Annotated in this window: 22 protein-coding genes, 1 tRNA gene and 1 pseudogene; 9 read left to right on the plus strand and 15 right to left on the minus strand. The window is 73.2% G+C overall.

The window, feature by feature from the left end:
* Positions 1 to 102 precede the first annotated feature (102 nt).
* The 8 genes and pseudogenes from fabF to ACIG87_RS21455 all read right to left on the minus strand — a co-directional run bounded on the left by fabF (position 103) and on the right by ACIG87_RS21455 (position 8,388).
* The gene (gene fabF, locus ACIG87_RS21420; RefSeq protein ID WP_396852624.1) at positions 103 to 1,329 is read right to left on the minus strand and encodes a beta-ketoacyl-ACP synthase II; all 1,227 of its coding nucleotides are present in this window, start codon (positions 1,327 to 1,329) and stop codon (positions 103 to 105) included.
* A 1-nt stretch (position 1,330) separates the two neighbouring features.
* Positions 1,331 to 1,570, minus strand: a complete 240-nt coding sequence (locus tag ACIG87_RS21425) for an acyl carrier protein (protein WP_067313076.1) — start codon at positions 1,568 to 1,570, stop codon at positions 1,331 to 1,333.
* A 76-nt stretch (positions 1,571 to 1,646) separates the two neighbouring features.
* Entirely contained in the window at positions 1,647 to 2,591 is a 945-nt protein-coding gene (locus tag ACIG87_RS21430) for a beta-ketoacyl-ACP synthase III (RefSeq protein WP_396852626.1), read from the minus strand.
* On the minus strand, positions 2,588 to 3,757 hold the full coding sequence (locus tag ACIG87_RS21435) for an ACP S-malonyltransferase (RefSeq protein ID WP_396852627.1): 1,170 nt from the start codon (positions 3,755 to 3,757) through the stop codon (positions 2,588 to 2,590). The genes ACIG87_RS21430 and ACIG87_RS21435 overlap by 4 nt, the downstream gene beginning before the upstream one ends.
* 105 nt (positions 3,758 to 3,862) lie before the next feature.
* Positions 3,863 to 5,082: pseudogene (locus tag ACIG87_RS21440) on the minus strand (PucR family transcriptional regulator).
* 201 nt (positions 5,083 to 5,283) lie between these two features.
* Complete coding sequence (locus ACIG87_RS21445) at positions 5,284 to 6,363, minus strand: cellulose binding domain-containing protein (RefSeq protein WP_396852629.1); 1,080 nt, start codon at positions 6,361 to 6,363, stop codon at positions 5,284 to 5,286.
* Positions 6,364 to 6,515: 152 nt separating this feature from the next.
* Entirely contained in the window at positions 6,516 to 7,181 is a 666-nt protein-coding gene (locus tag ACIG87_RS21450) for a response regulator (protein WP_396852630.1), read from the minus strand.
* Complete coding sequence (locus ACIG87_RS21455; protein ID WP_396852632.1) at positions 7,078 to 8,388, minus strand: sensor histidine kinase; 1,311 nt, start codon at positions 8,386 to 8,388, stop codon at positions 7,078 to 7,080. The genes ACIG87_RS21450 and ACIG87_RS21455 overlap by 104 nt, the downstream gene beginning before the upstream one ends.
* A 188-nt stretch (positions 8,389 to 8,576) precedes the next feature.
* Here ACIG87_RS21455 and ACIG87_RS21460 point away from each other — a divergent pair, with 188 nt between their 5' ends.
* Entirely contained in the window at positions 8,577 to 9,113 is a 537-nt protein-coding gene (locus ACIG87_RS21460; protein WP_396852633.1) for a hypothetical protein, read from the plus strand.
* A gap of 104 nt (positions 9,114 to 9,217) precedes the next feature.
* Entirely contained in the window at positions 9,218 to 9,574 is a 357-nt protein-coding gene (locus ACIG87_RS21465) for a hypothetical protein (protein ID WP_396852634.1), read from the plus strand.
* Between the two features lie 59 nt (positions 9,575 to 9,633).
* On the opposite strand, the gene ACIG87_RS21470 is transcribed toward ACIG87_RS21465, so the two are convergent.
* Positions 9,634 to 10,293 carry a hypothetical protein gene (locus ACIG87_RS21470; protein WP_396852635.1) on the minus strand — a complete coding sequence of 220 codons (660 nt, stop codon included), beginning with the start codon at positions 10,291 to 10,293 and terminating at the stop codon, positions 9,634 to 9,636.
* Positions 10,294 to 10,515: 222 nt separating this feature from the next.
* On the opposite strand from ACIG87_RS21470, the gene ACIG87_RS21475 reads away from it, so the two are divergent.
* The gene (locus ACIG87_RS21475; RefSeq protein ID WP_396852636.1) at positions 10,516 to 11,127 is read left to right on the plus strand and encodes a copper resistance protein CopC; all 612 of its coding nucleotides are present in this window, start codon (positions 10,516 to 10,518) and stop codon (positions 11,125 to 11,127) included.
* Between the two features lie 179 nt (positions 11,128 to 11,306).
* Here ACIG87_RS21475 and gltX read toward each other — a convergent pair whose 3' ends face one another.
* From gltX to ACIG87_RS21490, 3 genes are read right to left on the minus strand one after another with little or no spacing between them, the layout of a single operon-like run.
* On the minus strand, positions 11,307 to 12,716 hold the full coding sequence (gltX, locus tag ACIG87_RS21480; RefSeq protein ID WP_396852638.1) for a glutamate--tRNA ligase: 1,410 nt from the start codon (positions 12,714 to 12,716) through the stop codon (positions 11,307 to 11,309).
* Positions 12,717 to 12,765: 49 nt separating this feature from the next.
* Positions 12,766 to 14,043, minus strand: coding sequence for an MFS transporter (locus ACIG87_RS21485; protein ID WP_396852640.1), 1,278 nt, complete (start codon positions 14,041 to 14,043; stop codon positions 12,766 to 12,768).
* Positions 14,040 to 15,365, minus strand: coding sequence for a GH1 family beta-glucosidase (locus ACIG87_RS21490; RefSeq protein WP_396852641.1), 1,326 nt, complete (start codon positions 15,363 to 15,365; stop codon positions 14,040 to 14,042). Before ACIG87_RS21490 ends, ACIG87_RS21485 begins: the two co-directional genes overlap by 4 nt.
* Positions 15,366 to 15,547: 182 nt before the next feature.
* Between ACIG87_RS21490 and ACIG87_RS21495 the strand changes: the two genes are divergently transcribed.
* Positions 15,548 to 15,994, plus strand: a complete 447-nt coding sequence (locus tag ACIG87_RS21495) for an SRPBCC family protein (protein WP_396852642.1) — start codon at positions 15,548 to 15,550, stop codon at positions 15,992 to 15,994.
* 85 nt (positions 15,995 to 16,079) lie between these two features.
* Here the strand turns inward: ACIG87_RS21495 and aceE are convergent, their stop codons facing one another.
* Positions 16,080 to 18,818, minus strand: a complete 2,739-nt coding sequence (gene aceE / locus ACIG87_RS21500) for a pyruvate dehydrogenase (acetyl-transferring), homodimeric type (RefSeq protein WP_396852643.1) — start codon at positions 18,816 to 18,818, stop codon at positions 16,080 to 16,082.
* Positions 18,819 to 19,038: 220 nt separating this feature from the next.
* Here aceE and ACIG87_RS21505 point away from each other — a divergent pair, with 220 nt between their 5' ends.
* On the plus strand, positions 19,039 to 19,443 hold the full coding sequence (locus ACIG87_RS21505) for a YjbQ family protein (RefSeq protein ID WP_396852644.1): 405 nt from the start codon (positions 19,039 to 19,041) through the stop codon (positions 19,441 to 19,443).
* A 16-nt stretch (positions 19,444 to 19,459) separates the two neighbouring features.
* Here ACIG87_RS21505 and ACIG87_RS21510 read toward each other — a convergent pair whose 3' ends face one another.
* A complete protein-coding gene (locus ACIG87_RS21510; RefSeq protein ID WP_396852645.1) occupies positions 19,460 to 21,127 on the minus strand; it encodes an alkaline phosphatase D family protein in 1,668 nt (555 codons plus the stop codon).
* 305 nt (positions 21,128 to 21,432) lie between these two features.
* On the opposite strand from ACIG87_RS21510, the gene ACIG87_RS21515 reads away from it, so the two are divergent.
* The 4 genes from ACIG87_RS21515 (at position 21,433) to ACIG87_RS21530 (ending at position 25,607) form a co-directional block, all read left to right on the plus strand.
* A complete protein-coding gene (locus ACIG87_RS21515) occupies positions 21,433 to 24,279 on the plus strand; it encodes a thiamine pyrophosphate-dependent enzyme (protein WP_396852647.1) in 2,847 nt (948 codons plus the stop codon).
* Between the two features lie 112 nt (positions 24,280 to 24,391).
* Positions 24,392 to 24,829 (plus strand): DUF3052 domain-containing protein, encoded by a 438-nt coding sequence (locus ACIG87_RS21520; protein ID WP_357676727.1) that lies wholly within the window; start codon positions 24,392 to 24,394, stop codon positions 24,827 to 24,829.
* Positions 24,830 to 24,931: 102 nt separating this feature from the next.
* The gene (locus ACIG87_RS21525; protein ID WP_396852648.1) at positions 24,932 to 25,399 is read left to right on the plus strand and encodes a peroxiredoxin; all 468 of its coding nucleotides are present in this window, start codon (positions 24,932 to 24,934) and stop codon (positions 25,397 to 25,399) included.
* A gap of 136 nt (positions 25,400 to 25,535) precedes the next feature.
* Positions 25,536 to 25,607 (plus strand) — tRNA-Val (locus ACIG87_RS21530).
* 66 nt (positions 25,608 to 25,673) lie between these two features.
* Here the strand turns inward: ACIG87_RS21530 and ACIG87_RS21535 are convergent.
* A complete protein-coding gene (locus ACIG87_RS21535; protein WP_396852650.1) occupies positions 25,674 to 26,084 on the minus strand; it encodes a tyrosine-type recombinase/integrase in 411 nt (136 codons plus the stop codon).
* Positions 26,085 to 26,389: the final 305 nt, after the last annotated feature.

Raw genomic sequence — 26,389 nt, forward strand, 5'->3', positions numbered from 1 at the left:
GCCGACCGTGACGCGGCGGGCTGCGCAGGCCGGACGCGGGCCGCGGTCGGACGGGCGTGACCCGGCGAACGAAGGGGCCCCGGCCGGGGCCCCTTCCGTCGTTCAGGGGCGGGTGAAGACGAGGGCCACGTTGTGGCCGCCGAAGCCGAACGAGTTGTTCAGGGCGGCGGGGACGTCCAGGTGGCGGACCTTGTTGGCGGCCACCTCCAGGTCGAGACCGTCGTCCGGGTCGTCCAGGTTGATCGTCGGCGGGATGACGCTGTCGCGGATGGTCAGGATGGTGGCGATCGACTCCAACGCGCCGGCCGCGCCGAGCAGGTGCCCGGTCATCGACTTGGTGGCGGTCAGCACCGGATGGTCACCGAGCGCCCGGTGCAGCGCCTTGATTTCGGCGAGGTCGCCCACCGGGGTCGAGGTGGCGTGCGCGTTGACGTGCACGATGTCGGACTTCGCCACGCCGGCGTCGGCGATCGCCTTGGCGATGGCCCGGATCGCGCCGGCCCCCTCCGGGTGCGGCTGGACGATGTCGTACCCGTCGGAGGTGATGCCCGCACCGGCGAGCCGGGCGTAGATGTGGGCGCCCCGGGCGACGGCGTGGTCGGCCCGCTCCAGCACCAGGATGCCGGCGCCCTCGCCGAGGACGAAGCCGTCCCGGCCCTTGTCCCACGGGCGGGAGGCCCGCTCCGGCTCGTCGTTGCGGGTCGACATGGCCCGCATGGAGCTGAACCCGGCGATCGGCAGCGGGTGGATGACCGCCTCGGTGCCGCCGGCCACCACCACGTCGGCCCGGCCGGCGCGGATCATGTCCAGGCCGAGGGCGATCGCCTCCGCGCCGGTCGCACAGGCGCTCGCCACCGAGTGCACCCCGGCCTGCGCGCCCAGCTCCAACCCCACCCAGGCGGCGGGGCCGTTCGGCATCAGCATCGGGATGGTGTGCGGGGAAACCCGGCGCGGGCCGGACGCCTCCAGGATGTCGTCCTGGGCGAGCAGGGTCAGGGCACCGCCGATGCCCGAGCCGACGCTGGCCCCCAACCGCTCCGGGTCCAGCCCGGAGTCGGCGAGCCCGGAGTCCGCCCAGGCCTGCTGCGCCGCGATGAGCGCGATCGCCTCGGAGCGGTCCAGCCGGCGCAGCTTGACCCGGTCCAGCACCTCGGCCGGGTCGACCGCGAGCCGGGCGGCGATCCGGACCGGGAGCTGGCCGGCCCACTCCTGGGTGAGCGGACCCACCCCGGAGCGGCCGGCGAGCATGGCGTCCCAGGTCGACGCGACGTCCCCGCCCAGCGGGGTGGTCGCGCCGAGCCCGGTGACGACGACGTCGACGCGACTCATATCAGGACTGCGCCTCGATGAAGCTGACGGCGTCCCCGACGGTCTTCAGGTTCTGCACCTCGTTGTCCGGGATCTTGACGCCGAACTTCTCCTCGGCGGCGACCACGACCTCCACCATGGAGAGCGAGTCGACGTCGAGGTCGTCGGTGAAGGACTTCCCCTCGGCCACGTCGTCCGGGTTCACCCCGGCGACCTCTTCGAGGATCTCGGCGAGGCCGGAGGTGATCTCGTCACGGGTCATTGCGGTTGGTTCCTCTCATCGGGGTTTGTTCTCCGCCGGATGGCGGCGCGCCGCGGTCGCCGACCGCGGCGGGTCTTCAGGGGCAGCGAACGACCTGACCTGCGTAGGTCAGCCCGCCGCCGAAGCCGAACAGCAGCACCGGGGCGCCCGAGGGCACCTCCCGCCGCTCGACCAGCTTGGACAGGGCCAGCGGCACGCTCGCCGCCGAGGTGTTGCCGGACTCGACGATGTCCTTGGCGATGATCGCCTGCGGGATGTTCAGCCGCTTGGCGATGCCGTCGATGATCCGCGAGTTGGCCTGGTGCGGCACGAACGCGGCCAGCTCCGACGGGTCGACGCCGGCCCGCTCGCAGGCCTGGAGGGCCAGCGGGGCCAGCGCGGTGGTGGCCCAGCGGAACACCGACTGCCCTTCCTGCGCGATGTACGGCCGCCAGCCTTCGATGCGTACCGCGTCGCTCTTGTCCGGTGCGGAACCCCACACCACCGGTCCGATCCCGGCCGGCTCGTCGCCGGTGGTGGCGGTGACCACCGCCGCGCCGGCGCCGTCGGCGAAGATGATGCAGGTCGAGCGGTCGGTCCAGTCGACGAAGTCGGAGAGCTTCTCGGCGCCGATGACGATCGCGTTGCGCGACGCCCCGGCCCGGATCGCGTGGTCGACGGTGCCCAGGGCGTAGGCGAAACCGGAGCACGCGGTGTTCAGGTCGAACGCGCCGGGGGCGGTGATGCCCAGCTTGGCGGCGACCCGGCAGGCCACGTTCGGGCTGCGGTCGATCGAGGTGCAGGTGGCGACCACCACCAGGTCGATGTCGGCGGCGGTGAGGCCCGAGTTGGCCAGCGCCTTGCCGGCCGCGGCGGTGGCCATGTCGGAGACCGTCTCGCCGTCGGCGATCCGCCGGCTGGCGATGCCGACCCGGTCCCGGATCCACTCGTCGTTGGTGTCGACGAACTGGGCGATGTCGTCGTTGGTCACCACCCGGGAAGGTTGGTAGTGCCCGAGGGCGAGGATCCGACTGCCGCTCATGCCTGGCCTCCGATGCGGGCGATGGGTTGGCCCGGCGCGACCGGGTCGTCGTGGTGGGCGAGCCACTCGGTGAGCGGGCCGCTGTCGTGGGCGGTCACCTCGACCGGCCCCTGCCGGGTGGCCACGTGCCCGAGCACCTCGCCGGTGCACAGGCCGGTGCCCTCGGTGAGGCCCTTCGCCGGGGTGAAGACGCCGACAGCGGGGGCGACGACCACCCGGGACCGGGGTGCCGGCCGGTGACCGGGCGGGCCGCTGTGCCGGGCGATCAGGTCCCGGGCGGCGGGCAGGTCGTCGGGGGTGTTCAGGGTGACGATCTCCGGTTTGCCGGTGGCCCTGAGCTCCCGCTTGACCAGCCCGGCGAGGGTGCCGGCCGGGGGGAGTTCGAGCACGCCGGTGACCCCCAGGTCGGCCAGCGTACGCATGCACAGGTCCCACCGCACCGGCGCGGTGACCTGCCGGACCAGCCGTTGGACCAGTTCCCGGCCGTGCTGGACGGGAGCGCCGTCGAGGTCGGAGAGCAGGATCCGGGCCGGGGCCGACGGGGTGATCCCGGCGGCGACGGCGGCCAGTGCCTGCTCGGCGGTGCCCATGTACGGGGTGTGGAACGCCCCGGCGACCTTGAGTCGGACGATCCGGGCCTTCGCCGGGGGTTCGGCGGCGAGCTTGTCCAGCGCGTCGAGCGCACCGGCGGCGACCACCTGACCGCCACCGTTGCGGTTGGCGGGGTGCAGGCCGTGGGTGGCCAGGGCGGCGAGCACCTCGTCCGGGTCGCCGCCGAGCACGGCGGCCATCCCGGTCGGTTCCAGGGCGCAGGCGGCGGCCATCTCCCGGCCGCGTACCCCGGCGAGGGCGATCGCCGTCTCGGCGGAGAGCACCCCGGCCAGCGCGGCGGCGGCCAGCTCGCCGACGCTGTGCCCGGCGACCAGGTTCACGTCGTGCAGGGGCAACTGCTCGGCCGCCAGCAGGGCCGAAGCCACCAGCAGCGGCTGGGTGCGGGCGGTGTCCCGGATCTCGTCGGCGTCCGCCTCGGTGCCGAGCCGTACCAGGTCGACCCCGGTCAGCGCCGACCACCAGCGCAGCCGTGACTCGGCACCGCCGAGGGCGAGCCAGGGTGTCAGGAAGCCGGGTTTCTGGGAACCCTGGCCGGGGGAGAGGACGGCGAGCACGTCTATGACTCTCCCCGATACCCCGGGGTAGCGCTGTGCGGGCTGACACCAAACCGCACTAGAACTATTGGAGGTTTCCCACAAATATCGGCGGTGATCGTCTGCCTACAGCTCGGTGCGCCGGTCACCCCGAGTCATTTCTGGTTCGGCCCGGGAACGCCGGCCGGGACGATCGGGTCGAGCCGGCCCACCGTCAGCGCCACCTGGAGGGCGAACGCGTCCCGGGGGGTCAGCGGTGAGAATCCGGTCACCTCGGCGATCCGGCGCAGTCGGTAACGCACCGTGTTCGGATGGACAAAGAGTGCCCGCGCCGCGCTCTCCAGCGTCCCGCCGGCGGCGAAGAAGGCGTCCAACGTCTCCAGCAGCTCCCCACCCGCGCGTACCAGGGTGGCGTACACGTCGTGGCGCAGCCGGCGACGGGCCTCGGCGTCCCCGGCGAGGGCCCGCTCGGGCAGCAGGTCGGCCGCCGGCACCGGCCGGGGCGCGGTCGGCCAGGCGGGTGCCGCCCGGTAGCCGGCCAGCGCCGCCCGCGCCGAGTCCGTCGCCTCGTCCAGACTGGGTACGGCGGGACCGACCACCACCGGACCCTCGCCGAACGCGGGAAGCAGCTTCTCGGTGGCGGTCATCGGGTCGGCTGCGCCACCGAGCACGATGACCAGCCGGTCGCCGTGCACGCCGCCGATCACCTCCACCCCGATCCGGCGGGCGTGCCGGTAGACGGTGTGCAGCACGGCGGCCACCTCCCCACCGGGGGACCGGCCCACCGCCACCGCCACCGGCGGCGCGTCCGCCCAGCCCAGCGCGGCGGCCCGACTGGCCAGCACGTCGGGCGAGTCGCCGCGCAGCAGGGCGTCGACCAGCAGTGCCTGCAACCGGGCGTCCCAGGAGCCACGGGACTCGGCGGCGCGGGCATAGACCCGGGCGGCGGCGAAGGCGATCTCCCGGGAGAAGCGCAGCACCGCCTCGCGCAGCTGCTGCTCCTCACCGGGCGCGGCCAGGTGCGACACCTGCTCCTCGACCACGTCGATGGTCACCTTGACCAGCGCCACCGTCTGCTGGAGGCTGATCGACCGGGCCAGGGCCAGCGGCGCGGCGGCGAACACCTCGTCGGACACCTCCTGGCTACTGTCCGTGGTGCCGCCGCCGGAGCCCAGCCACTCCACCAGGGACCGGGCGCCGGCCTGTGCCACCAGCATCACCCAGGAGCGTTGGTCGGCCGGCAGCTCGCGGAACCAGGGCAGGCTCTCGTCCATCCGGACCACGCTGGCCGTCGCCAGCGCCCCCGCCGCCCGTTCGATGCGGCGCAGGGTGGCCGTCAGCTCCATCCCACCCGGTTCGCTCACCGCTCCAGCCTGACACGCCCTGAGCAGGGACACGCCGCCGGCTCCGGTCCACCCGTCCCGGGCCGGTCCGGGTTGCGGGCCGCCGCCGAGGCGCGTGCCGGGTCGCGGTCCGGGTCACGGGGGCGCGGAACGGCGGCGGGTCGCGGTCCGGGGTGGGGCTCGGGGTGCCGGCAGCGGCGGGGTTCAGGCCGTGACGGTGACGTGGACCACCCAGCGCACCTGGGGGGACGGGCAGGGCGTGGGTTGGTGTCGGCAGAGGTTGTCGGTGACGGTGGCGACGTCGGCCTGCCCCGGGGTGGTCGCCAGGTAGCGGGCGACGAGCGGCTGGCCGGTCGGGTAGCCGCCGGTCACGTCGTGTGGCACGACGACCCCGTCGGGGGTGACCGTCGGGGGCTGGTAGTTGCTGGCCAGGCTCACCACGAGGGTGTCACCGACGCGCAGCGTGAGGTCGCGCTGGTTGTCGGGCGCGGTGACGACGACGGTCTGCCCGGACCCGGTCGGCGGCAGGTCGATGACGGAGACGTGCACCGCCCACAGGACGGTGGGCAGGGCGCACGGCGGTGTGGCGTGCCGGCAGGCGTGGTCGGTCCGGCTGGTCAGGTCGGCGGTGCCGGGCGTCACGGCGCGGAAGGTCGCGACGAGGGGTTGCCCGGTCGGGTAGCCGCCGCTGGTCGAGACGGGGGTGAGCGTCGGCCCGGCGAGCGTGGGCGGCAGGTAGTCGGCCGCCAGGACCACCCCCAGGGTCTGCCCGACGAGCAGGGTGACCGTGCGCTGGTTGTCGGTCTCCCGGACCGTGACGTCGGCACCGCTCGGGGGACTGGCGGTGGTCGGCGGGGCGGCGTCGTTGACGCAGCTCGGCGTCGGCGTCGACGCGGGGCCGGCGAGCTGGACGCCGAAGGTGGTCGACGCGCCCGGGGCCAGCACCCCGTTGTAGGGCGCGTCGGTCGCGGTCGCGGTGCCGCCGGTCGTGTCGAGGGAGGTGTTCCAGGACGACACGATCCGCTGGCCGTCGGCGAGTGGCCAGGTGACGGTCCAGTGGCGGGCGGTCGTCGCCGCGGTGTTGGCGACGGTGAAGGTGACGATCTGCCCGCCGGTGGCGCCGCTGCCCCACCGGGAGTCGACCCTGGCGGTGGCGGTGCACCCGCCCGCCACGGTGGCCGTGGCCGGCGTGCCGGCGGCGACCGTGGTCATGCCGAAGGCGACGAGAGTGGTGCCGGCGATGATTCCGCTCGCCGTCAGGACGGACCGCCTGGACGCCATCATGACCATTCCTCCGATCCAGCGGATCTCCGGCCGGTACGGCGTCGGACGACAGGCGCTGACCGGGAAGTCACGGTGCTGAGCAGCAGCCTACGACCGCCCCGACGGTCGATCAATAGACGAATCTCTATTAATGGCGCGTCTTCGTCCGCTGGTCACGGCGGCGGCACGGGCAGCGCCAGTTCCTGGGCCAGGATCGCCGCCTGCACCCGGCTGCGGAGCGTCAACTTCGCCAGGATTCGACTGACGTGGGTCTTGGCGGTGCTCTCCGCCACCGCCAGCCGTACCGCGATCTGCTGGTTGGACAGGCCGATGCCCAGGCAGGCCAGCACGTCCCGCTCCCGGGGGGTCAACGCGGCCACGGCGGCCCGGTCCGCCCCGGTGACGCCCGGTGCGGTCGCCGCGAAGGCCGAGATCAGCCGCCGGGTCAGGCCCGGGGCGATCACCCCCTCGCCCCGGGCCACCGCCCGCACCGCGGCCACCAGCCCGGCGGCATCGGTGTCCTTGAGCAGGAAGCCCGCCGCCCCGGCGCGCAGCGCACCGAAGACGTACTCGTCGAGGTCGAAGGTGGTCAGCACCAGGACGTCGGCGGTGCCGGCGGCGACGATCTCCCGGGTCGCCGACACCCCGTCCAGCCGGGGCATCCGGATGTCCAGCACCGCGACGTCCGGGCGTAGCTCCTGGCAGAGCCGGACCGCCGTCTCCCCGTCGGCCGCCTCACCCACCACCTCGATCTCCGGCGCCCCGGCCAGGATCAGCACCAGGCCGGCCCGCACCGCGTCCTGGTCGTCGGCCAGCACGACCCGTACCGGGGCGGTCACGGCAGCGCCCCGGTGGGCAGCATCGCCCGGACCCGCCACCGACCGCCCCGGGGCCGCCGGTGAACTCCCCGTCGAGCAGAGCGGCCCGCTCCCGCATCCCGATCAGCCCGGCGCCCCCGGCCGGCAGGTCGGCGACCCGACCGGCCACGTCAGCTGTCGGCCCGGCACCGTCCGTGCCGGCCCGGACCGGATTCTCCACCGTCACCACCACCTCCGCAGGCCGGTACGCCACGGTCAGCTCCGCCGTGCCCGTACCGTGGCGCAGCGCGTTGGTCAACGACTCCTGCACGATCCGGTACGCCGCCAGGTCGACCCCGACCGGCAGTGGTCGAGGCTGGCCCTCGACCGTGGCGTGGACCCGTAGGCCGGCACCGGCCATCCGGGCCAGCAGCCGGTCCAACTCGTCCAGGCGTACCCGGGTGGCCTCCTGCGCCGGGTCGGCGGTCGGCTCCCGCAGCAGCCCGATGAGCTGCCGCATCTCGGCCAGCCCCTGCACGCTGCTCTCCCGGATCACCCGCAGCGCCGCCTCGACCCGGGGCCGGTCCAACCCGGGCGCGGACAGCACGGCGGTGGCGTGCAGGGCCACCGCGCTGAGGTGGTTCGCCACCACGTCGTGCAGCTCGCGGGCCATCCTGGCCCGTTCGGCCAGCACCGCCTGCCGCCGGTCCAGCTCGACCAACCGGGCGGTCTGTTCGGCGCGGGCGCGCTCGGCCGCGGCCTGGTCCCGGTACTGCCGCACGCTGATCCCGGTGACCACCGGCAGCAGGCCGAGCAGCGCGAACGGCACCCCGACGGCACCGCCCCGCCAGCCCCACACCAGCAGGCCGACCGCCGTGCTGCCGACGCTGACCCCGACGGCGCACCGCAGCAGCCAGCGCCGCAGCGGGGGCGGACCGTGCACGCACGAGTCGTACAACACCTGGGTGTAGATCACGGTGCTGCCCACCGAGACGCCGAGCGCGGCGTCGGCCAGCATCGCCACGGTGCCCACCGCCAGGCCGGTCCGGGTCGCCACCCGGCGCAGCCCGACGGCCACGCTCACCGCCAGCAGCGGCAGCAGGAAGGACACCCTCGGCACGTCTGGCGCCCAGGGGAACTGGGGTTGCATGCCGACGCCGTAGACCGCCAGGCCGCCGACGAACGACGCCCCGGCCAGGGCCAGGTCGCGTCCCGGCCGGCCGGAGCCGGCCCAGCCCGGCATCCGCATGGTCCCGATCCCACCACACTGCGCGACCGCTCCCCTCCGACCTGCGGAGGACGCCGTCGGCCCGGCCTCCACCGAAGGGGGTACGCCGGGTCCTCGGTCCGTCGAAGGATGGACCCGGAACTCGTCCCCGCCGGTGAGGTGACCGCCGGCCCACCCGGGCACGCTGGAGCGGAACGGGGAGGTCAGGAATGCTGCTGGCGGTCATCATCGGGTGCGAGATCGGGTTCTGGGTGCTGCTCGCCGCCGGGCTGGTCGCCCGGTACCCGCTGCGGCGGCCCGGCCTGGGCGCGGCGTTGCTGCTCTGCGTCCCGCTGGTCGACCTCGTGCTGCTGGTCGCGGCGGCGGTGGACCTGCGCCGGGGGGCCACCGCGGACGCCACCCACGGGCTGGCCGCCATCTACCTCGGCTTTTCGGTGGCGTTCGGCCACTCCCTGATCCGGTGGGCGGACCAGCGGTTCGCGTACCGATTCGCGGGCGGCCCACCGCCGGTGAAGCCACCCCGGCACGGCTGGGCGCGGACCCGGTACGAGTGGCGGGAGTGGGGGAAGGCACTGCTCGGCTGGGCCGTCGCGTGTGCCCTGCTCGCCGCCGCGATCGCCGTCGTCGGTGCCGACCGCACCCGGGAACTGTCGGACTGGATCCGCAACCTCACCGTCGGGCTGCTGATCTGGCTGATCGCGTTCCCGGTCTGGGAGACGATCTTCCCGCGTCGACCGAAGTCCTGACACCGGGGGTACGCGCTGCACGACGCGTCGGTGTCGGCCAGTACGGTGGCACTGCCGCGCCGGGGTGCCGTCCCGGCGCGCGACGCGAGTGTGAGGAGACCGGGATGGCGCACGGGGAGGCCGAACACGGCTGCGCCCAGGGCGAGCCCTGCCGGCCGGGCCACCACGACCAGCCGGGGTCGGCGCGACCGCACCGCCGGCTGTCGACGGAGCAGGTCTGTCGGGCGTCCGAGCGGGCCGAGGACGAGCCGGCGCTGCCCCGCCAGCGCAGCGCCGAGACAGCAGACGGGCCGGCGTCCCGCCCGGCAGCCGTGGAACCCGGCCCGGTCGGGCAGCCGGACGCACCGACCCGCGCCTGCCGCAGCGACCTGGCCGGGTGGGCCGGTGCCCATCGGCACGGCCCGGTGCGTCCCGGTCGGCGTCCGCAACGCGTCCAACGCCCGCCGCACCGCTGGTGCTGACCGTCTGACGCCGTGTCGGCCGTCGGCGTGGGTGACGGGGTGGCGCGGGAGGGCTGACCTCAGCGGGTGCGGCGGCGGACCAGCAGGGCGATGCCTGCCAGGCCGACGGTGATCACCAGCATCACGCCGACGTTGAGCAGCAGCAACCGCTGGAGTTCGGCGATGGCGTCGTCGATGTCCCGGCCCGGGTTCAGGGCGTCCTCCGGGAGCACCCGCTCGCCGCCACCCACGCCCCCGGTGACCGTGTCGATCCGCCGCTCCAGCGGCACCCCGGCGGCGCGCAGCGTCTCGGACATGTTGAGCCGGCCGAGGAACCAACCGGCGGCGGTCTTGCGCTGGTCGGGCTGCTTGGCCGGCCGGTAGGCCCGGGGACCGCCCTTGGCCAGCGGGTAGAGGTCGTACGTCTGCTTGGGTACGTCCCCGGCGAGCACCACGATCGTGTACTTCGGACCGAGGTCGGCCGGCTTGGGGCCCTTGGCCTCGCCGGTGCGGCCGAACCAGCTGACCTGGTCGATGACCGCGACCACCTGGGTCGGGGCGGTGTTCGTCCGCAGGCGCAACGGCTCGGTCAGCCCGTCGCCGGTGATGTCCACTCCGGCGGGGGGTGTCTTCGGTGCGGCCCGGTGCGCCCCGGCCGCCTGCGCGGCCGGGCCGGTGGTCAGTACCACCGCCGCCACCAGGGCTGCCACTCCGAGCAGCCGCCTCACCCGTTCGACCATCGCCGCCTCCTCGCCCCGTTCGATGGATGGCTGTGCTGCAGGTCACGTGCGGGTCGGTCGACGTCGGTAGTCGACCGGCAGCGCCGGCCCCACCTCATAGACTCCATGGAACATCGCCCGGATGCAGCTCTGAGAACAATATGTGGAACTATCTGCGATCCCGGAACGACTAAACGGCAGCCGCGTGATCAGCGGGCGGATCGTACCTTTGCGGAGGGCTTCATGGGGGGCAGGTTCCCACGACCGGGGCGGGCGGTGCCACTGCTTGTCGGCGTGGCGCTCGGGGTGTCGCTGCTCCCGGCGACGCCGGCGTACGCACACAACTCGCTGACCGGCAGCAATCCGGCCGACGGGGCCCGGGTCGCCACCGCGCCGGCCAAGGTCGAGCTGCGCTTCCTGGCCAAACTGGATCCGGGCAAGACGAAGATCACAGTGGTCGGACCGGACAACGTCCCGGCCACCGGTGGTGCGCCGACCTTCTCCGGCAGCCGGGTCAGCGTGCCGTTCTCCCCGGGCGCGGCCGGCCTCTACATCGTCGGGTACCAGTTGCCCTCCAGCGACGGGCACCCGATCAAGGGGACGGTCCGGTTCACCCTCACCACCGGCACCGCCGCCGCGCCCCCGTCGCCGTCGGCCACCGTCGTCCCGTCCCCGTCGGCCACCGTCGTCCCGACGGCGAGCAGCCCGGCGCCCACGTCCTCGTCGCCCGCCCCGGTTGCCGCTGCCGGCACCGACGACGCCGGCCGGGGTTGGCTCTGGGCGGTAGGCGGCCTGGCGCTGCTCGCCGCCCTCGCCGCCGGCCTGTTCCTGCGCCGCCGCTCCACCCGACCCTGACCGGGTACGACAAGGGCCCGCCGGTCACCGGCGGGCCCTGACGTGCGGTGCGAACCGGCCCGGTCGTCGGCTCTCCGGCCGGGCGACAAGGACAGCCGATCCAGGGGCGTGTCGCCCCGGCAACCGGCCTGGCTCGGGGTGCCGCCCCGGACCGGCCTGGCCCCGGGCGGCGTGGTGGCTCAGAACAGCCGGGCTCGCGCGGCGCGCAGCCGGGCCAGGGTGCGCTCCCGGCCGAGCACCTCCAGCGACTCGAACAGCGGCAGCCCGACGGTGCGGCCGGTGACCGCCACCCGGACCGGCGCCTGCGCCTTGCCCAGCTTCAGGCCGCGCTCCGCGCCGACCGCCTCCAGCGTCGACTTCAGCGACTCCGCGTCCCAGGAGTCGAGGGCCGCATACGCGGCGGTCGCCGCGTCGAGCAGTTCGGCGGCCCCCTCCTTCATCGCCTTCGCCCAGGCCGCCTCGTCGATCAGCGGATCGGCGACGAAGAGGAAGTCGACGTTCGGCACGATCTCGCTGAGCACCGCGATCCGGGTCTGCGCCAGCGGGGCGACGGCGGCGAACGCGTCGGCGTCGAACTCCTCGGGCTGCCACGGCGGCGGCACGATGGTGCCGGTGCCGGTCAGCCACGGCTGGCAGGCGGCGACGAACTCGTCGACCGGCAGGGCGCGGATGTACTCGCCGTTGAACGCGCGCAGCTTCTTCTCGTCGAAGAAGGCGGGGGAGGGGTTGACCTCGGTCAGCTCGAACTCCTGCTCGATCACCGACCAGGGCACGATCTCCCGGTCGCCCGAGGGCGCCCAGCCGAGCAGCATCAGGTAGTTGCGCATCGCGGCGGCGAGGTAACCCTCGTCCCGGTACGCCTCCAGGGCCACCTTGTCGCGACGCTTGGAGAGCTTCTGCCGCTTCTCGTTGACCACCACCGGCACGTGTGCCCAGATCGGCGGCTTCACGCCCAGCGCGTCCCAGAGCAGCTGCTGCTTCGGGGTGTTGGGCAGGTGCTCCTCGGCCCGGATCACGTGGGTGATCCCCATCGTCATGTCGTCCACGACGTTGGCCAGCAGGAACACCGGGGAGCCGTCGCCCCGGGCGATGACGAAGTCCTCGATCAGCTTGTTCTCGAAGGTCGGCTCGCCCCGGATCAGGTCGACCACCACGGTCGTCCCCTCGTCGGGGGTGCGGAAACGCAGCGCCCGTCCCGCGCCGGGTTCGAGCCCCCGGTCCCGGCAGAAGCCGTCGTAGCCCTGGTACTGCGAGCCGGTGCGGGCCTGTACCGCCTCCCGGGTGCAGTCGCAGTAGTAGGCCCGGCCGGCGTCGTACAGCCGTTGGGCGGCGGCCCGGTGCTCACCGGCGTACGACGACTGGAAGTACGGGCCCTCGTAGCTGCCCCGGGCGATGCCGATCCAGTCCAGCGCGGACAGGATGCCCTCGGTCCACTCGGGCTTGTTGCGGGCGGCGTCGGTGTCCTCGACGCGTAGCACGAACACCCCGCCCTGCTGCTTGGCGTAGATCCAGTTCTGCAGCGCCGAGCGGGCGCCGCCGACGTGGAACATACCGGTCGGGGAGGGGGCGAAGCGCACACGTACCGTCACGCTGTCCAGCCTACGGCTGGCTGCCACCGGTTTCGCCGGGGGGCCGTGTTCAGCGGACCCCGCGGATCTTGAGCACCAGGGCGCTGCCGAGCAGGGTCACCACGGCGGTCACCGCGTAGAGGGTCGGATAGCCGCCCAGGTGGACCACGATCGGGGCGGAGAGCGCCGGGCCGAGCACCTGGGGCGCCGAGTTCGCGATGTTGATCACGCCGAGGTCCTTGGCCCGGTCGGTGGCGCGCGGCAGCACCTCGGTGATCAGCGCCGCGTCGACCGAGAGGTAGACGCCGTAACCGGCGCCGAGCAGCACGGCGGCGACCAACGCCATGGACCAGACCGGCGCCACCGCCAGCAGCAGCGCGGCCACCGCCATCACCACCCCGGAGACGATCACGTAGACCTTGCGCCTTCCGGACCGGTCGGACAGCACCCCGGCGACCACGGCGGTGAGCATCATCCCGAGGGTGTAGAGCAGGATCAGCACCAGCAGGCCGCCCTCGGGGTCGGGATAGCGCACCCCGTCGGTGAGGAAGTACAGCAGGTAGAGGGTGCCCAGGGCGTTGCCGATCTGCACCAGGAACCGGGTGATCCAGGCCCAGGCGAAGTCCGGGTGCCGGCGGGGGTCGATCCACATCGAGGCGGCCAGCGTGCGCAGCCGCAACGGTGAGCGGTGTTCCCGGGGCAGCGGGTCGTCGGGAGTGAGGAACGCGAAGGGCAGCGACAGCAGCAGCACCGCCAGCGCCATCGCCGTGTAGCCGGGGACGGTGCCGCTGACCAGGGCGGTGACCAGCACCGCGCCGAGCACCAGACCGAGCGCCTGCGGGATGCCCACCCAGCCGGAGACGCCACCGCGCTGGACGACCGGCACCCGGTCCGGGATCGCCGCGGTGAGGCTGGCCAGCATCGCGTTGAAGCAGACCTGGGCGGCGACCCAGCCCAGCGCCACCCCGGCGATGGTCTGCTGCCGGGCCAGCAGCACCAGCGCCAGCGCGCCGAGCACCGCGCCGCCGGCGGTCCAGACGTGCCGGCGGCCGAACTCCCGCCCGCCCAGCCGCAGGCAGGTACGGTCCGACAACGCCCCGGCGAGCGGGTTGGCCAGCACCGCCGCGAGCGCGCCCAGCCCGGTGACGACGGCCAGCATCGCCTCCTTGTCGGCCGGGGCGATCCGCTCCACCTGCTGCGGCAGCAGCACCTGGATCGGCGTGAAGAAGGCCATCCACACGCCGAGGTTGGCCGCGAAGATCAGGGCGATCCAGCTCCGTCGGACCGGGACGACCGGGTCGGCGAGCGCCGCCGGCAGCGAGGCCGGCGTCGGGTCGACGGTGGTCACCCCCGGCCGGCCTGGGCCCGGTACCAGGCGTACGAGGACTTGGGCGTACGGGCCTGGGTGGCGAAGTCGACGTGCACCAGACCGAAGCGCTTGGTGAAGCCCTCCGCCCACTCCCAGTTGTCCAGCAGCGACCAGACGAAGTAGCCGGTCACGTCGACGCCCTCGTCGATCGCCGCCCGGAGCGCGCGCAGGTGCCCGTCGAGGTAGGCGATCCGGTCCGGGTCGTGCACCCGGCCGTCGGCGTCCGGCACGTCGTCCCAGGCGCAGCCGCCCTCGGTGATCTGGATCGGCGGCAGCGCGTCGCCGTACCGGTCACGCAGGCCGACGAGCAGGTCGCGCAGCCCGTCCGGGACCACCGGCCAGTCGAACGCGGTACGCGGGTAGCCGTCCAACGGCACCAGTTCGAACGGCAGCGGCGAGCCCTCCTCGGGGGCGCGTACCCCGGTCGGGTTGTAGTAGTTGACCCCGAGCACGTCGAGCGGCGCGGCGATCACCGCCAGGTCACCGTCGCGCACCACCCCCGGATCGAAGCCGGGCGGGTAACCCCGGCCCAGCAGCGGGTCGGTGAAGAGGTGGTTGTGCAGGGCGTCGTACGCCGCCGCGGCGGCCCGGTCGGCGTCGGTGTCGCCGTGCCGGACCACCGGCGAGTAGTTGTTGGCGATGGCCACCGGCCCGGTGGTGCGGGCGCGCAGCGCGGCCACCGCCAGCCCGTGCCCGAGCAGTTGGTGGTGGGCGACCGGGAAGGAGTCGAAGAGCAGGGCCCGCCCGGGGGCGTGTTCACCGGTGCCGTGGCCGAGGCTCAGGTGGATGAACGGCTCGTTGAGGGTGATCCAGAGCTTGACCCGGTCGCCGAGGCGGGCGGCGGTCAGGTCGGCGTACTCGGCGAAGCGACCGGCGGTGTCCCGGTTCAGCCAGCCGCCGGTGTCCTCGAGCGGCTGTGGCAGGTCCCAGTGGAACAGGGTGGCGACCGGGTCGATGCCGGCGGCCAGCAGGTCGTCGACGAGCCGGTCGTAGAAGTCCAGGCCGGCGGCGTTGGCCGGGCCGGTCCCGCCGGGCTGCACCCGGGGCCAGGCGATCGAGAACCGGTACGCGGACACCCCGAGCCCGGCCAGCAGCGCGACGTCCTCCCGGTGCCGGTGGTAGTGGTCGCAGGCCACGTCGCCGGTGCTGCCGTCGACGACCCGGCCGGGGGTGTGGGCGAAGGTGTCCCAGATGGACGGTCCCCGGCCGTCGGCGTCGACGCCTCCCTCGATCTGGTACGCGGAGGTGGACACCCCCCAACGGAATCCGGCGGGGAAGCCGGGGATCGGTGCGGTCGTCATCCACCCTCCCAGAACGCGAATCGTGCTCGCACTCTAGGGCGTGGAGTCCGCGAACGCCATAGGCGGGAAGCAATGCTGGCGCAAGGGTTTTCGGCGTGTCTTTTCCAAACACGTCCCGGTAAGTCCGATTTAGCGCATAGAGTGCGGAATATCGCGGATGTCCTCAGTGGGGGAAGAACAGAATGATCCTCGTCGAACGCAGTGCGCACGTGATGGCGCCGGTGGAAGCGGTCTGGGAAGTCGTGCAGCGCGCCGAACAGCTGCCCGCCTGGCTGGCCGGGGTCCGGGCCGCCGAGGTCCTCTCGGGGGAGGGCTTCGGCCGCCGACAACTCGTGCAGGCCGGGCGCGGCTCGGCGCACGAGGCCGAGGTGATCGCCTACCAGGAACCCACCCTGATCGGCTGGCGGGAACGCGCCAAGGGGGCCGGTGCCCGAGCCGAGGCGCGTACCGAGATCTACGTGCAGCTCACCGCCGACGAGGAGGAGGGCGGCACGATCGTCCGGCTGATCGTCGTCCGCTGGCCGGCCGGCCCGGTCAAGGGGGCGCTGCTGCGCCTCGGGCTGCGTCGGGTCGGCGCCGACCTGGAGGACTCGCTGGCCCGCCTCACCGACCTGGCTGCCGTCGGCTGACCTGGAGCAGAGGGAACGACCGAGCATCCCCGGAGGATGCGAAGGGCCCGGCGCGAGACGCCGGGCCCTTCCTCGTACGCGGGGACTAGCTGTCGCCGCCGGTCTCGCCGACCGGGGCGGCGTTGACGTCGTCGATGGCGTACTTCTTGGCGGCCTCGGCGGGGACGGCGGCCGGCACCGTCCCGCGCATGGCGAGCTGTCGCAGCGTCGCGACCGCCACCGACTCGGCGTCGACGTGGAAGTGCCGGCGCAGCGCGTGCCGGGTGTCCGACATGCCGAAGCCGTCGGTGCCGAGCGAGGTGTAGTCCCCCGGTACCCAGCGGGCGATCAGGTCCGGTACCGCGCGCATCCAGTCGCTGACCGCGACCTTCGGCCCGTCGGCGTCGGCCAGCTTCTGCTGGATGTACGGCACCCGCTGCTCGGAACCTGGGTTGAGCAGGTTGTGCTCCTCGCAGACCACCGCGTCGCGGCGCAGCTCGGTCCAGGAGGTCACCGACCAGACGTCGGCGGCCACCCCCCAGTCCTGGGCGAGCAACTGCTGGGCCTTGAGCGCCCACTGCATGCCGGTGCCGGAGGCCAGGATGTTGGCCTTCGGGCCGTCGATCTGCGGGGCCGGCGAGTAGCGGTAGATGCCCTTGAGGAGCCCCTCGACGTCCACCTCGGACGGCTCGACCGGCTGGTGGATCGGCTCGTTGTAGACGGTGAGGTAGTAGAAGACGTTCTCCTGCTCCTCGCCGTACATCCGGTGCAGGCCGCGCTCCACGATGTGCGCGAGCTCGAACCCGAACGCCGGGTCGTAGGCGACCACCGCGGGGTTGGTGGCGGCCAGCAGCATCGAGTGGCCGTCCTCGTGCTGGAGACCCTCACCGTTGAGCGTGGTCCGGCCGGCGGTGGCGCCGAGGACGAAGCCCCGGGCCATCTGGTCGGCCGCCGCCCAGAAGCCGTCACCGGTGCGCTGGAACCCGAACATCGAGTAGAAGATGTACATCGGGATCATCGGCTCGTCGTGGGTGGCGTACGAGGTGCCGGCGGCGGTGAACGAGGCGACCGAGCCGGCCTCGTTGATCCCCTCGTGCAGGATCTGCCCGGTGGTCGACTCCTTGTACGACAGGAACAGGTCCCGGTCGACCGAGGTGTACCGCTGGCCGTGCGGCGAGTAGATCTTCGCGGTCGGGAAGATCGAGTCCAGGCCGAAGGTGCGCGCCTCGTCCGGGATGATCGGCACCCAGCGCTTGCCGAACTCCTTGTCCTTCATGATGTCCTTGAGCAGGCGGACGAAGGCCATCGTGGTGGCCACCTTCTGCTTGCCCGAGCCGCGCTTGACGTCGGCGAACCGCTCCTGACCCGGAATGGCCAGCTTCTTGTGGGTGGTCCGCCGGGACGGCAGGTATCCGCCGAGCTGCTCGCGCCGCTCCCGCAGGTACGCCATCTCGTCCGAGGACTCGCCCGGGGTGTAGTACGGCGGCAGGTACGGGTTGTCCTCCAGGACCTTGTCCGGGATGTCCAGGTAGAGCCGGTCGCGGAAGAGCTTCAGGTCGTCCAGCGTCAGCTTCTTCATCTGGTGCGTGGCGTTGCGGCCCTCGAAGTGCGAGCCCAGCGTCCAGCCCTTGATGGTCTTGGCCAGGATGACGGTCGGCTGCCCGGTGTGCTCGGTGGCCGCCTTGTAGGCCGCGTAGAGCTTGCGGTAGTCGTGCCCGCCCCGCTTGAGGTTCCAGATCTCGTCGTCGGAGAGGTGCTCGACCATCTTGCGGGTCCGCTGGTCGCGGCCGAAGAAGTGCTCCCGGACGTACGCCCCGGACTCCGCCTTGTAGGTCTGGTAGTCGCCGTCGGGGGTGGTGTTCATCAGGTTGACCAGCGCGCCGTCGGTGTCCGCGGCGAGCAGCGGATCCCACTCCCGGCCCCAGACCACCTTGATCACGTTCCAGCCGGCCCCCCGGAAGAACGCCTCCAGCTCCTGCATGATCTTGCCGTTGCCGCGGACCGGTCCGTCCAGCCGCTGGAGGTTGCAGTTGATCACGAAGGTGAGGTTGTCCAGCTCCTCGCGGGCGGCCACCCCGATCGCGCCGAGCGATTCCACCTCGTCCATCTCGCCGTCACCGAGGAACGCCCAGACGTGCTGCTGGGAGGTGTCCTTGATGCCCCGGTGCTGGAGGTAGCGGTTGAACCGCGCCTGGTAGATCGCGTTCATCGGGCCCAGACCCATGGAGACCGTGGGGAACTCCCAGAAGTCCGGCATCAACCGCGGGTGCGGGTACGACGGCAGCCCGCCGCCCGGGTGGGACAGCTCCTGCCGGAACCCGTCGAGCTGGTGCTCGGAGAGCCGGCCCTCCAGGAACGCCCGCCCGTACATGCCGGGGGAGGCGTGCCCCTGGTAGAAGATGTGGTCGCCGCCGCCCGGGTGGTTCTTGCCCCGGAAGAAGTGGTTGAAGCCCACCTCGTAGAGGGAGGCGGAGCTGGCGAAGGTGGAGATGTGCCCGCCGACGCCGATCTCCGGCCGCTGCGCCCGGTGCACCAGCATCGCCGCGTTCCACCGGACGTACGCCCGGATCCGCCGCTCGACGTGCTCGTCACCCGGGAACCAGGGTTCCTGCTCCGGGGTGATGGTGTTGATGTAGTCGGTGGTGGTCAGGGACGGGACCCCGACCTGGCGCTCGCGGGCCCGCTCCAGCAGGCGCAGCATGACGTACCGGGCGCGTTTGGTTCCGCGCTCGTCGATGACACCGTCGAGTGACTCGACCCATTCGCCGGTCTCTTCAGGGTCGATGTCCGGAAGCTGGCTCGGCAGACCAGCGGTGATCACCGGGCGCTTGCGTTCCGTAGCCACAGGCGTTCCCTCGGTTGTGTGTGGGATAGGTCTCTAGCGCCATCCTGCCCTCTGGTGGCACCTGTCGTCACGTCTAGCTCCCCCAGACGCGACGCTCAACACAGGTACCCGCCGGTAACTTTGCGCTGTCGAGCGCGCCGGATGACCGCCACCGCCCGACGCGCCGCGCTGGTCGTCCGGCCCGGGACGGCGGTGGGACCGGTGCGGCAGAATGCGCCCTATGCGCAGTGAGGTGATCACCGTCCGGACCGGTTCCCGTCCCACCGTCGCGGACATCACGGCCGAGGCCGAGCGGTTCGTCTCCGGTCAGGGCGACGGCCTGCTGCACGTCTTCGTGCCGCACGCCACCGCCGGGCTGGCCATCATCGAGACCGGCGCCGGCTCCGACGACGACCTGCTGCGGGCGCTCGACGACCTGCTCCCCACCGACGACCGCTGGCGGCACCGGCACGGCTCGCCGGGGCACGGCCGCGACCACGTGCTGCCCGCCTTCGTCCCGCCGTACGCGACGCTGCCGGTGCTCGGCGGCCGGCTCCAGCTCGGTACCTGGCAGTCGGTCTGCCTGGTCGATCCCAACGGCGACAACCCGTCGCGTCAGGTCCGCTTCTCCTTCCTCCCCGGCTGACCGGCCGCCGTCCGGCTCAGCGGAGTCCGGTCTCCGTCTCGACCGTGTACCGGTCCCGGTCCACCTCCGGCGGCAACGCGCGGGCCGTGGTCGGCGGCCGGTCGTACGTCTGGTGCAGACCGGGCACCCGGTCCTCGATCACGAACGACGCCCGGGGGTACGCCGGGGCGCCCGGCCGGCTCACGTACGGCAGCACCGCGAAGTCCGCCTTGAGCTGGGCCGGGGTGATCGTGGTCCGGACGAAGCCGCGCAGGTCGTTCTGGAACCGCAGGTGCGGATTGGTACGCAGCCAGGGGTGCGAGCCGCTGGCCGAGTCGAACCCGTCCCCGCCCGAGGTGACCGAGGAGCAGACCAGCTCGGTGCCGACCGTCCGCGCGCCCGGGTCGGTGTAGTCCAGCTTCAGGTCGGCGGCCCAGTGCGCGTGCACGTCACCGGTGAGCACCACCGGGTTGCGTACCCCGGCCGCCACCCAGCCCCGGGCGATCCGGTCCCGCGAGGCCAGGTAGCCGTCCCAGGCGTCCATGCTGGTCAGCCGGTCCGGTCCGGGGTCGCGGTCCCGGGCGGCGAAGAACACCTGCTGGGCGAGGAGGTCCCAGCGGGTGTCGGAGCGGCGGAAGCCGTCCAGCAGCCACGCCTCCTGCGCCGATCCGGTGATGGTGCGGTTCGGGTCGGCCGCCGCCGGGCAGTTCCGGTAGCCGTCGCCGCAGGCCTGGTCGTCGCGGAACTGCCGGGTGTCGAGCAGGTGGAAGGTGGCCAGCCGACCCCAGCGCAGCCGCCGGTACAGCGCCATGTCCGGGCCGCGCGGCACCGAGGCCCGCCGCAACGGCATGTTCTCGTGGTACGCCTGGAAGGCGGCGGCCCGCCGGGCCAGGAAGTTCGGGTCCGGCTCCTCCGGCACCGGGCCGGCCCAGTTGTTCTCCACCTCGTGGTCGTCGAAGACCACCGCCCAGGGGGCCACCGCGTGCGCCGCCTGGAGGTCCGGGTCGGTCTTGTACTGGGCGTGCCGTTGCCGGTAGTTGGCAAGCGTCCGGGTCTCCGGCCCCTCGTGCCCGCGCGGCCGTTCGGGGCCGTACTCCCGGGCGTACTCGTACTGGTAGTCGCCGAGGTGCAGGATCAGCTCCGGCGCGCTCTCGGCCAGCCGCCGGTACGCGGTGAAGTACCCCTGCTCGTAGTGGGAGCAGGAGACGAAGCCCATGGCCAGCGCGGCGGGCAGGGACGCGGGGTCGGGCGCGGTACGGGTCCGCGCGGTCGGGGAGAGGTGCCCCTCGGCCCGGAACCGGTAGAAGTACTCCCGGCCCGGCAGCAACCCGGTCAGCTCGACGTGCACGCTGTGCGCCGAGTCGGGCCGGGCGGTCTCCGCGCCCCGCTGTACGACGTGCCGGAACAGTTCGTCGGCGGCCACCTCCCACTGCACCTCGACCGCCCGGTCGGGCATCCCGCCCAACCCGTCCTCGGCCAGCGGTTGCGGGGCCAGCCGGGTCCACAGCACCACCCCCAGATGGTCGGGATCGCCGGAGGCCACCCCCAGGGTGAACGGCCAGATCAGCGGTCGGTGGCTGGCGGTGCCCACGGGGCGGGTGGGGCGCGCGCCGGCGGCGTCGGCGGGCGTCGGCAGCCCGGCGGTCACGCCGGCCGTGCCGAGGGCCGCGCCGGAGAGCAGGACGGTACGTCGGGACAGTGCCACGGGAACCTCCCAGGGTCCGGTTCGTTCCTGACCCCGGCAGCGTCGCGACCCTCGGTGACCGTCAGGTGACGGCCGGAGACCGCTGTCGCCTCCGGCAGCCGAACAGCGGTCGGCAGCCGTCGATGGGACCGGGTGCGCGGGTGCTCCCGGGCTCCCGGCTGACCGCGGTCAGCCGTCCACCCTGCGGGAACTGGGTGGACGGTGCCTGCCGGGGGCGGCCCGCAGCGGTGCGTGCGGGACCGAGTCCCGCCGGTCGGGCCGTGTCTGAGTGGGCGACGGTGGCCTTCGTCGGTAATGCTGATCGCGTGACCACCCCGCAAGATCTCGACGACCGGTTCCGGGAGACCCTGGGCGCGTTGCCCGAGCCCGAGCGGCGGCGTGACCCGGCGCAACCGGTGCGGCCCGGCGCCGCGCTGACCGGGCATCAGTTGCTCGCCCTCTTCGACGCGCAGGTGACCAGCCGCCAGCTCGACCTGGCCGGCCGCTGGCTGCGCAGCTTCGACGAGGGCTTCTACACCATCGGCTCGGCCGGGCACGAGGCCAACGCGGCGGTCGCCGCCGCGCTGCGTCCCACCGATCCCGCCCTCTTGCACTACCGCTCCGGTGCCTTCTACTGCCTGCGTGCCGCCCAGGCGGCCGGCGGCTTCCCGGGCGGGAACGCCGGGGACGGCGCGGCGACAGCCGGGTACCCGGAGGGCGACCCCGACGCCACCGCTTCGCCGGCCGAGCCGCCGGACAGCACCGCTGCGCCGGCCGAGTCGTCGGACCCCACCGCTTCATCGGCCGAGTCGTCGGACGCCACTGCTTCGCCGGCCGGCACTGCTTCGTCGGCCGGCACCGCTGCGCCGGTCGGGGGACCGGCCGGCACCGGTGCGCCGGCCGAGGACCCGGACGGCCTCGTCTGCGGGGCCGAGACCCCGGACGTCACCCGCCCGCCGGCCGGGGAGACGGACCACGCCGGATCGTCGACGGGTGGGCATCCGGACGGCGTCGTCGCCGACGGGGCGCGTCCCGCGCCGGTGGGCACGACGGACACCGTCGACGGCTCCGCCGTGCCGCCCTCCCCGGCCGGTCCGGTCGCCTACCGGGTGGGCATCGACGGGACCACCGAGGCGGTGCCCCGCCGCCCGTCCCCCGCGCACGACACCCCCGTCGGGACGCCGGCCGACGGGCCGGAGCCGACGGACGGGTGGCAGGAGGCGTACGCCGAGGCGGCCCGGGACGTGCTGCGCGGGATGGTCGCCTCGGCCCGGGAGCCGATCGCCGGGGGCCGGCACAAGGTCTTCGGCCGGGCCGACCTGGCCATCGTGCCGACCACCTCCACGATCGCCTCGCACCTGCCCCGGGCGGTCGGGCTGGGGCTGGCGGTGGAGCGGCTGCGCCGGATCGACACCGCCGGCCGGCGCGAGGGCTCGGCCGACCCGCTGCGCTCGCCGTGGCCCCGTGACGCCATCGTGGTCTGCTCGTTCGGCGACGCCTCGGTCAACCATGCCAGCGCCACCGCCGCGTTCAACACCGCCGGCTGGTACGACCACACCAGCCTGCGCATCCCGGTGCTCTTCGTCTGCGAGGACAACGGCCTGGGCATCAGCGTCCGATCGCCGGAGGGCTGGGTGGAGCGGGTGCTGCGGGCCCGGCCGGGGGTGCGCTACTTCACCGCCGACGGCGCGGACCCGGTGGCCGCGCACGCGGTGGCCGCCGAGGCGGCCGGCTGGGTGCGTCGACACCGTCGTCCGGCGGTGCTGCACCTACGTACGGTGCGCTTGCTGGGGCACGCCGGGGCGGACGCCGAGCGGGCGTACCGCAGCACCGCCGAGATCGCCGCCGACGAGGCGCGCGACCCGGTGCTGGCCACCGCCCGGCTGCTCGTCGAGGCCGGGGTGGCCACCGGGGAGGAGTTGCTGGCCCGGTACGACGAACGGGGCTGGCAGGTGCGCCGTACCGCCGAGGAGGTGCTCGACGAGCCGAAGCTGGCCGCCCCGGCCGACGTGGTGGCCCCGTTGTCGCCCCGTCGACCGCTGCGGGTCGCCACGGCGGTGGCGCAGGCGGCGGACCGGGCCGCCGGGCCGGACGCGGCCAGCCGGGTGGAGGCGTTCGGTGGCAAGCCGCCGGAGCTGGCCGGCCCGTTGACCCTGGCGCAGAGCATCAACGCCGCCCTCGCCGACGGGATGCTCAGTCATCCGCAGTTGGCGGTCTTCGGTGCGGACGTCGCCGCCAAGGGCGGGGTGTACGGGGTGACCAAGGGGCTGCGGGACAGGTTCGGCGCGGCCCGGGTCTTCGACACCCTGCTCGACGAGACGTCGGTGCTGGGGCTGGGGCTGGGGGCCGGGCTGGCCGGGATGCTGCCGGTGCCGGAGATCCAGTACTTGGCGTACCTGCACAATGCCGAGGACCAGCTGCGGGGCGAGGCGGCCACCATGCAGTTCTTCTCGCAGGGGGCGTTCCGCAATCCGATGGTGTTGCGGGTGCCGGGGCTGGCGTACCAGGAGGGATTCGGCGGGCACTTCCACAACGACAACTCGGTGGCCGTACTGCGGGACGTGCCGGGTCTGGTGATCGCGGTGCCGGCGCGGCCGGACGACGCCGCGCCGCTGCTGCGGACCTGCCTGGCCGCCGCGGTGGTGGACGGCACGGTCTCGGTCTTCCTGGAGCCGATCGCGCTGTACCACACCCGGGACCTGTACGAGCCGGGTGACGGTGAGTGGCTGGGGTCGTACGCCGAGCCGGCCGCCTGGGCGGCCGGTCACGCGCCGATCGGCCGGGCCCGGGTGTACGGCGTCGGCTCGGCCGAGGACGTCACCATCATCACCTTCGGTAACGGGGTGCGGCTGTCGTTGCGGGCGGCGTCGACCCTCGCCGACCAGGGGATCGGCACCCGGGTGGTGGACCTGCGCTGGTTGGCCCCGCTGCCGGTGGCGGACCTGATCCGGGAGGCGTCCGCGACCGGTCGGGTGCTGGTGGTGGACGAGACGCGGCGCTCCGGCGGGGTCGGTGAGGGGATTCTGGCGGCCCTGGTCGATGCCGGATATGTGGGAGCGGCGCGGCGAGTAGCCGCAATTGACTCGTTTGTACCATTAGGCCCGGCTGCCCGTCAGGTGCTGGTCTCCGAGGATGCCATTACCCAGGGTGCCCGTACGCTGCTGGCACGGTAAATTCCGTTCCACCCGGTGCGCCACTTGCGCGAGGGACCACAACTGTGTGGACTCTGCCTGACGGCGTCGCCCGACGCCGCCGAGCAGGGACGAGATGAGGAGGCACGCGACAGTGAGCGCGACCGCTGGTCAGGCCGCCGACGGGGTACGTCTCCTGGCGGACCGGTTCGGGATCGAACCGGGGATGGTCGTCATGGAGATGGGGTACGACGAGGACGTCGACCAGGATCTCCGGGACGCCCTGACCGACCGCTGTGGAGAACTGGTCGACGAGGACACCGACGAGGTGGTCGACGCGGTGCTCGTCTGGTACCGCGACGGCGACGGTGACCTCTTCGAGCTCCTCGTCGACGCCCTCGGGCCGCTGGCCGACGCCGGAGTCGTGTGGCTGCTGACCCCGAAGGCCGGGCGGGACGGCCACGTCGAGCCGAGCGAGGTCGCCGAGTCGGCGCAGACCGCCGGTCTCCAGCAGACCTCGACCCTCAACGCCGGTCGGGACTGGAGCGGTGCCCGGCTCGTGCTGCGTCGCGGGTCCAAGGGCCGCAAGTAGGGCGCCCGCCGGGCCGGAGACGACTGAGTAATCCCGCACCCGATGGGTCGCCACCGGGTGTGGCAGGCTGGACCCACCTCAGACTCGACCCAAGGAGTTCGCATGCCGATCGAGGTTGGTGCCGAGGCGCCCGACTTCCTGCTCAAGGACCAGAACAACCAGGAGGTACGGCTCTCGGACTTCCGGGGCAGCCGTACCGTGCTGCTGGTCTTCTACCCGCTCGCCTTCACCGGCATCTGCCAGGGTGAGCTGTGCGAGGTGCGGGACAACCTCAACGAGTACGTCAACGACGACGTGCAGGTGCTCACCGTCAGCGTCGACTCGGTCTACGCCCACAAGATCTGGGCCGAGAAGGAGGGCTACCAGTTCCCGCTGCTGTCCGACTTCTGGCCGCACGGGGCGGTCGCCCAGGCGTACGGCGTCTTCAACGACGTCGCCGGCATCGCCAACCGGGGCACCTTCGTCATCGACAAGGCCGGTGTCGTCCGGTTCGCCGAGATGAACATGCCGGGTGAGGCACGCGACCAGCAGGGTTGGCGCAAGGCGCTCGCCGACGCGGTCACCGCCTGATCCGTTCGACCGCGCCACCGGTGCACGGGCCCACCGCTGCGCCGGGGCACACCCGCCCGACCGGGCACACCGTTGCGACGGGCCGGCGGCCGGCAGGTAAGCTTGCCAGCCACCGGCCCGCTCGTACGGGCGTTCCGGGCGCGTAGCTCAGTGGGAGAGCACTCGCCTTACAAGCGAGGGGTCGCAGGTTCGAAACCTGCCGCGCCCACACTCTGACCAGCACGAAAACGGGCCACCGGATGACCGGCGGCCCGTTGTCGTCTCAGTCGTCGTCTCAGTTCGGCCTGTTCCAGAGCAAGCCGGCGACCTGCTTGGCGATGCCGGCCGTGATCTCCGGTGCGAGGTGCTGATAGCGGGTCGTCATGGCCATCTGAGACCAGCCCATGACTTCCATGACCGCGCGGGTCGGCACGCCGAGGACCAGGAGCATGGTCGCGGCGGTGTGCCGGGCGTCGTGCAAGCGGGCATCCCGCACGTTCGCCTTCTTCAGCAGCGCCTTCCACGCGTCGTGATCGGCGCGCGGGTCGATCGGCCTGCCGTTGGGCTGCGTGAAGACCCAGCCGCCTTCCTCCCAGAGCTGGGCAGCCGTCTCGCGTTCCTGCTCCTGCGCGGCCCGGTGCTGTTTCAGCGCGTCGAGCAGGGGCGCGGGGATGCCGACGGCGCGGCGGCCGGCCCGAGACTTCACGTCGACTTCCTTCAGCCCGCCACCGTGGCGCTGAGGGCACTTGCTGGCGTGCCGGGTGCAGCCGGGCGGGCACGGCGGCGGGCAGGCTCGCTGGTGCCGCTTGCAGCCCGCCGGGCACGGCTCGGTCTTGTGCAGCCGCGCGTCGCAACCGTTCGGGTCGTCGCACCCGTGTTGCCACCGGTGCCGCTGGAGCTGTCGCGGGGTGCGAAGCTAGTGTCGCGTGTCTGAGTTCTTTTGACGGTTGGCTTTGGTGAGGATCTGGTCGGCGGTCTTGGTCCAGACGAACGGCTGGCAGCGTTCGTTGT

It is taken from the genome of Micromonospora sp. NPDC051925 (assembly GCF_044548625.1).
Classification (GTDB): Bacteria; Actinomycetota; Actinomycetes; order Mycobacteriales; family Micromonosporaceae; genus Micromonospora.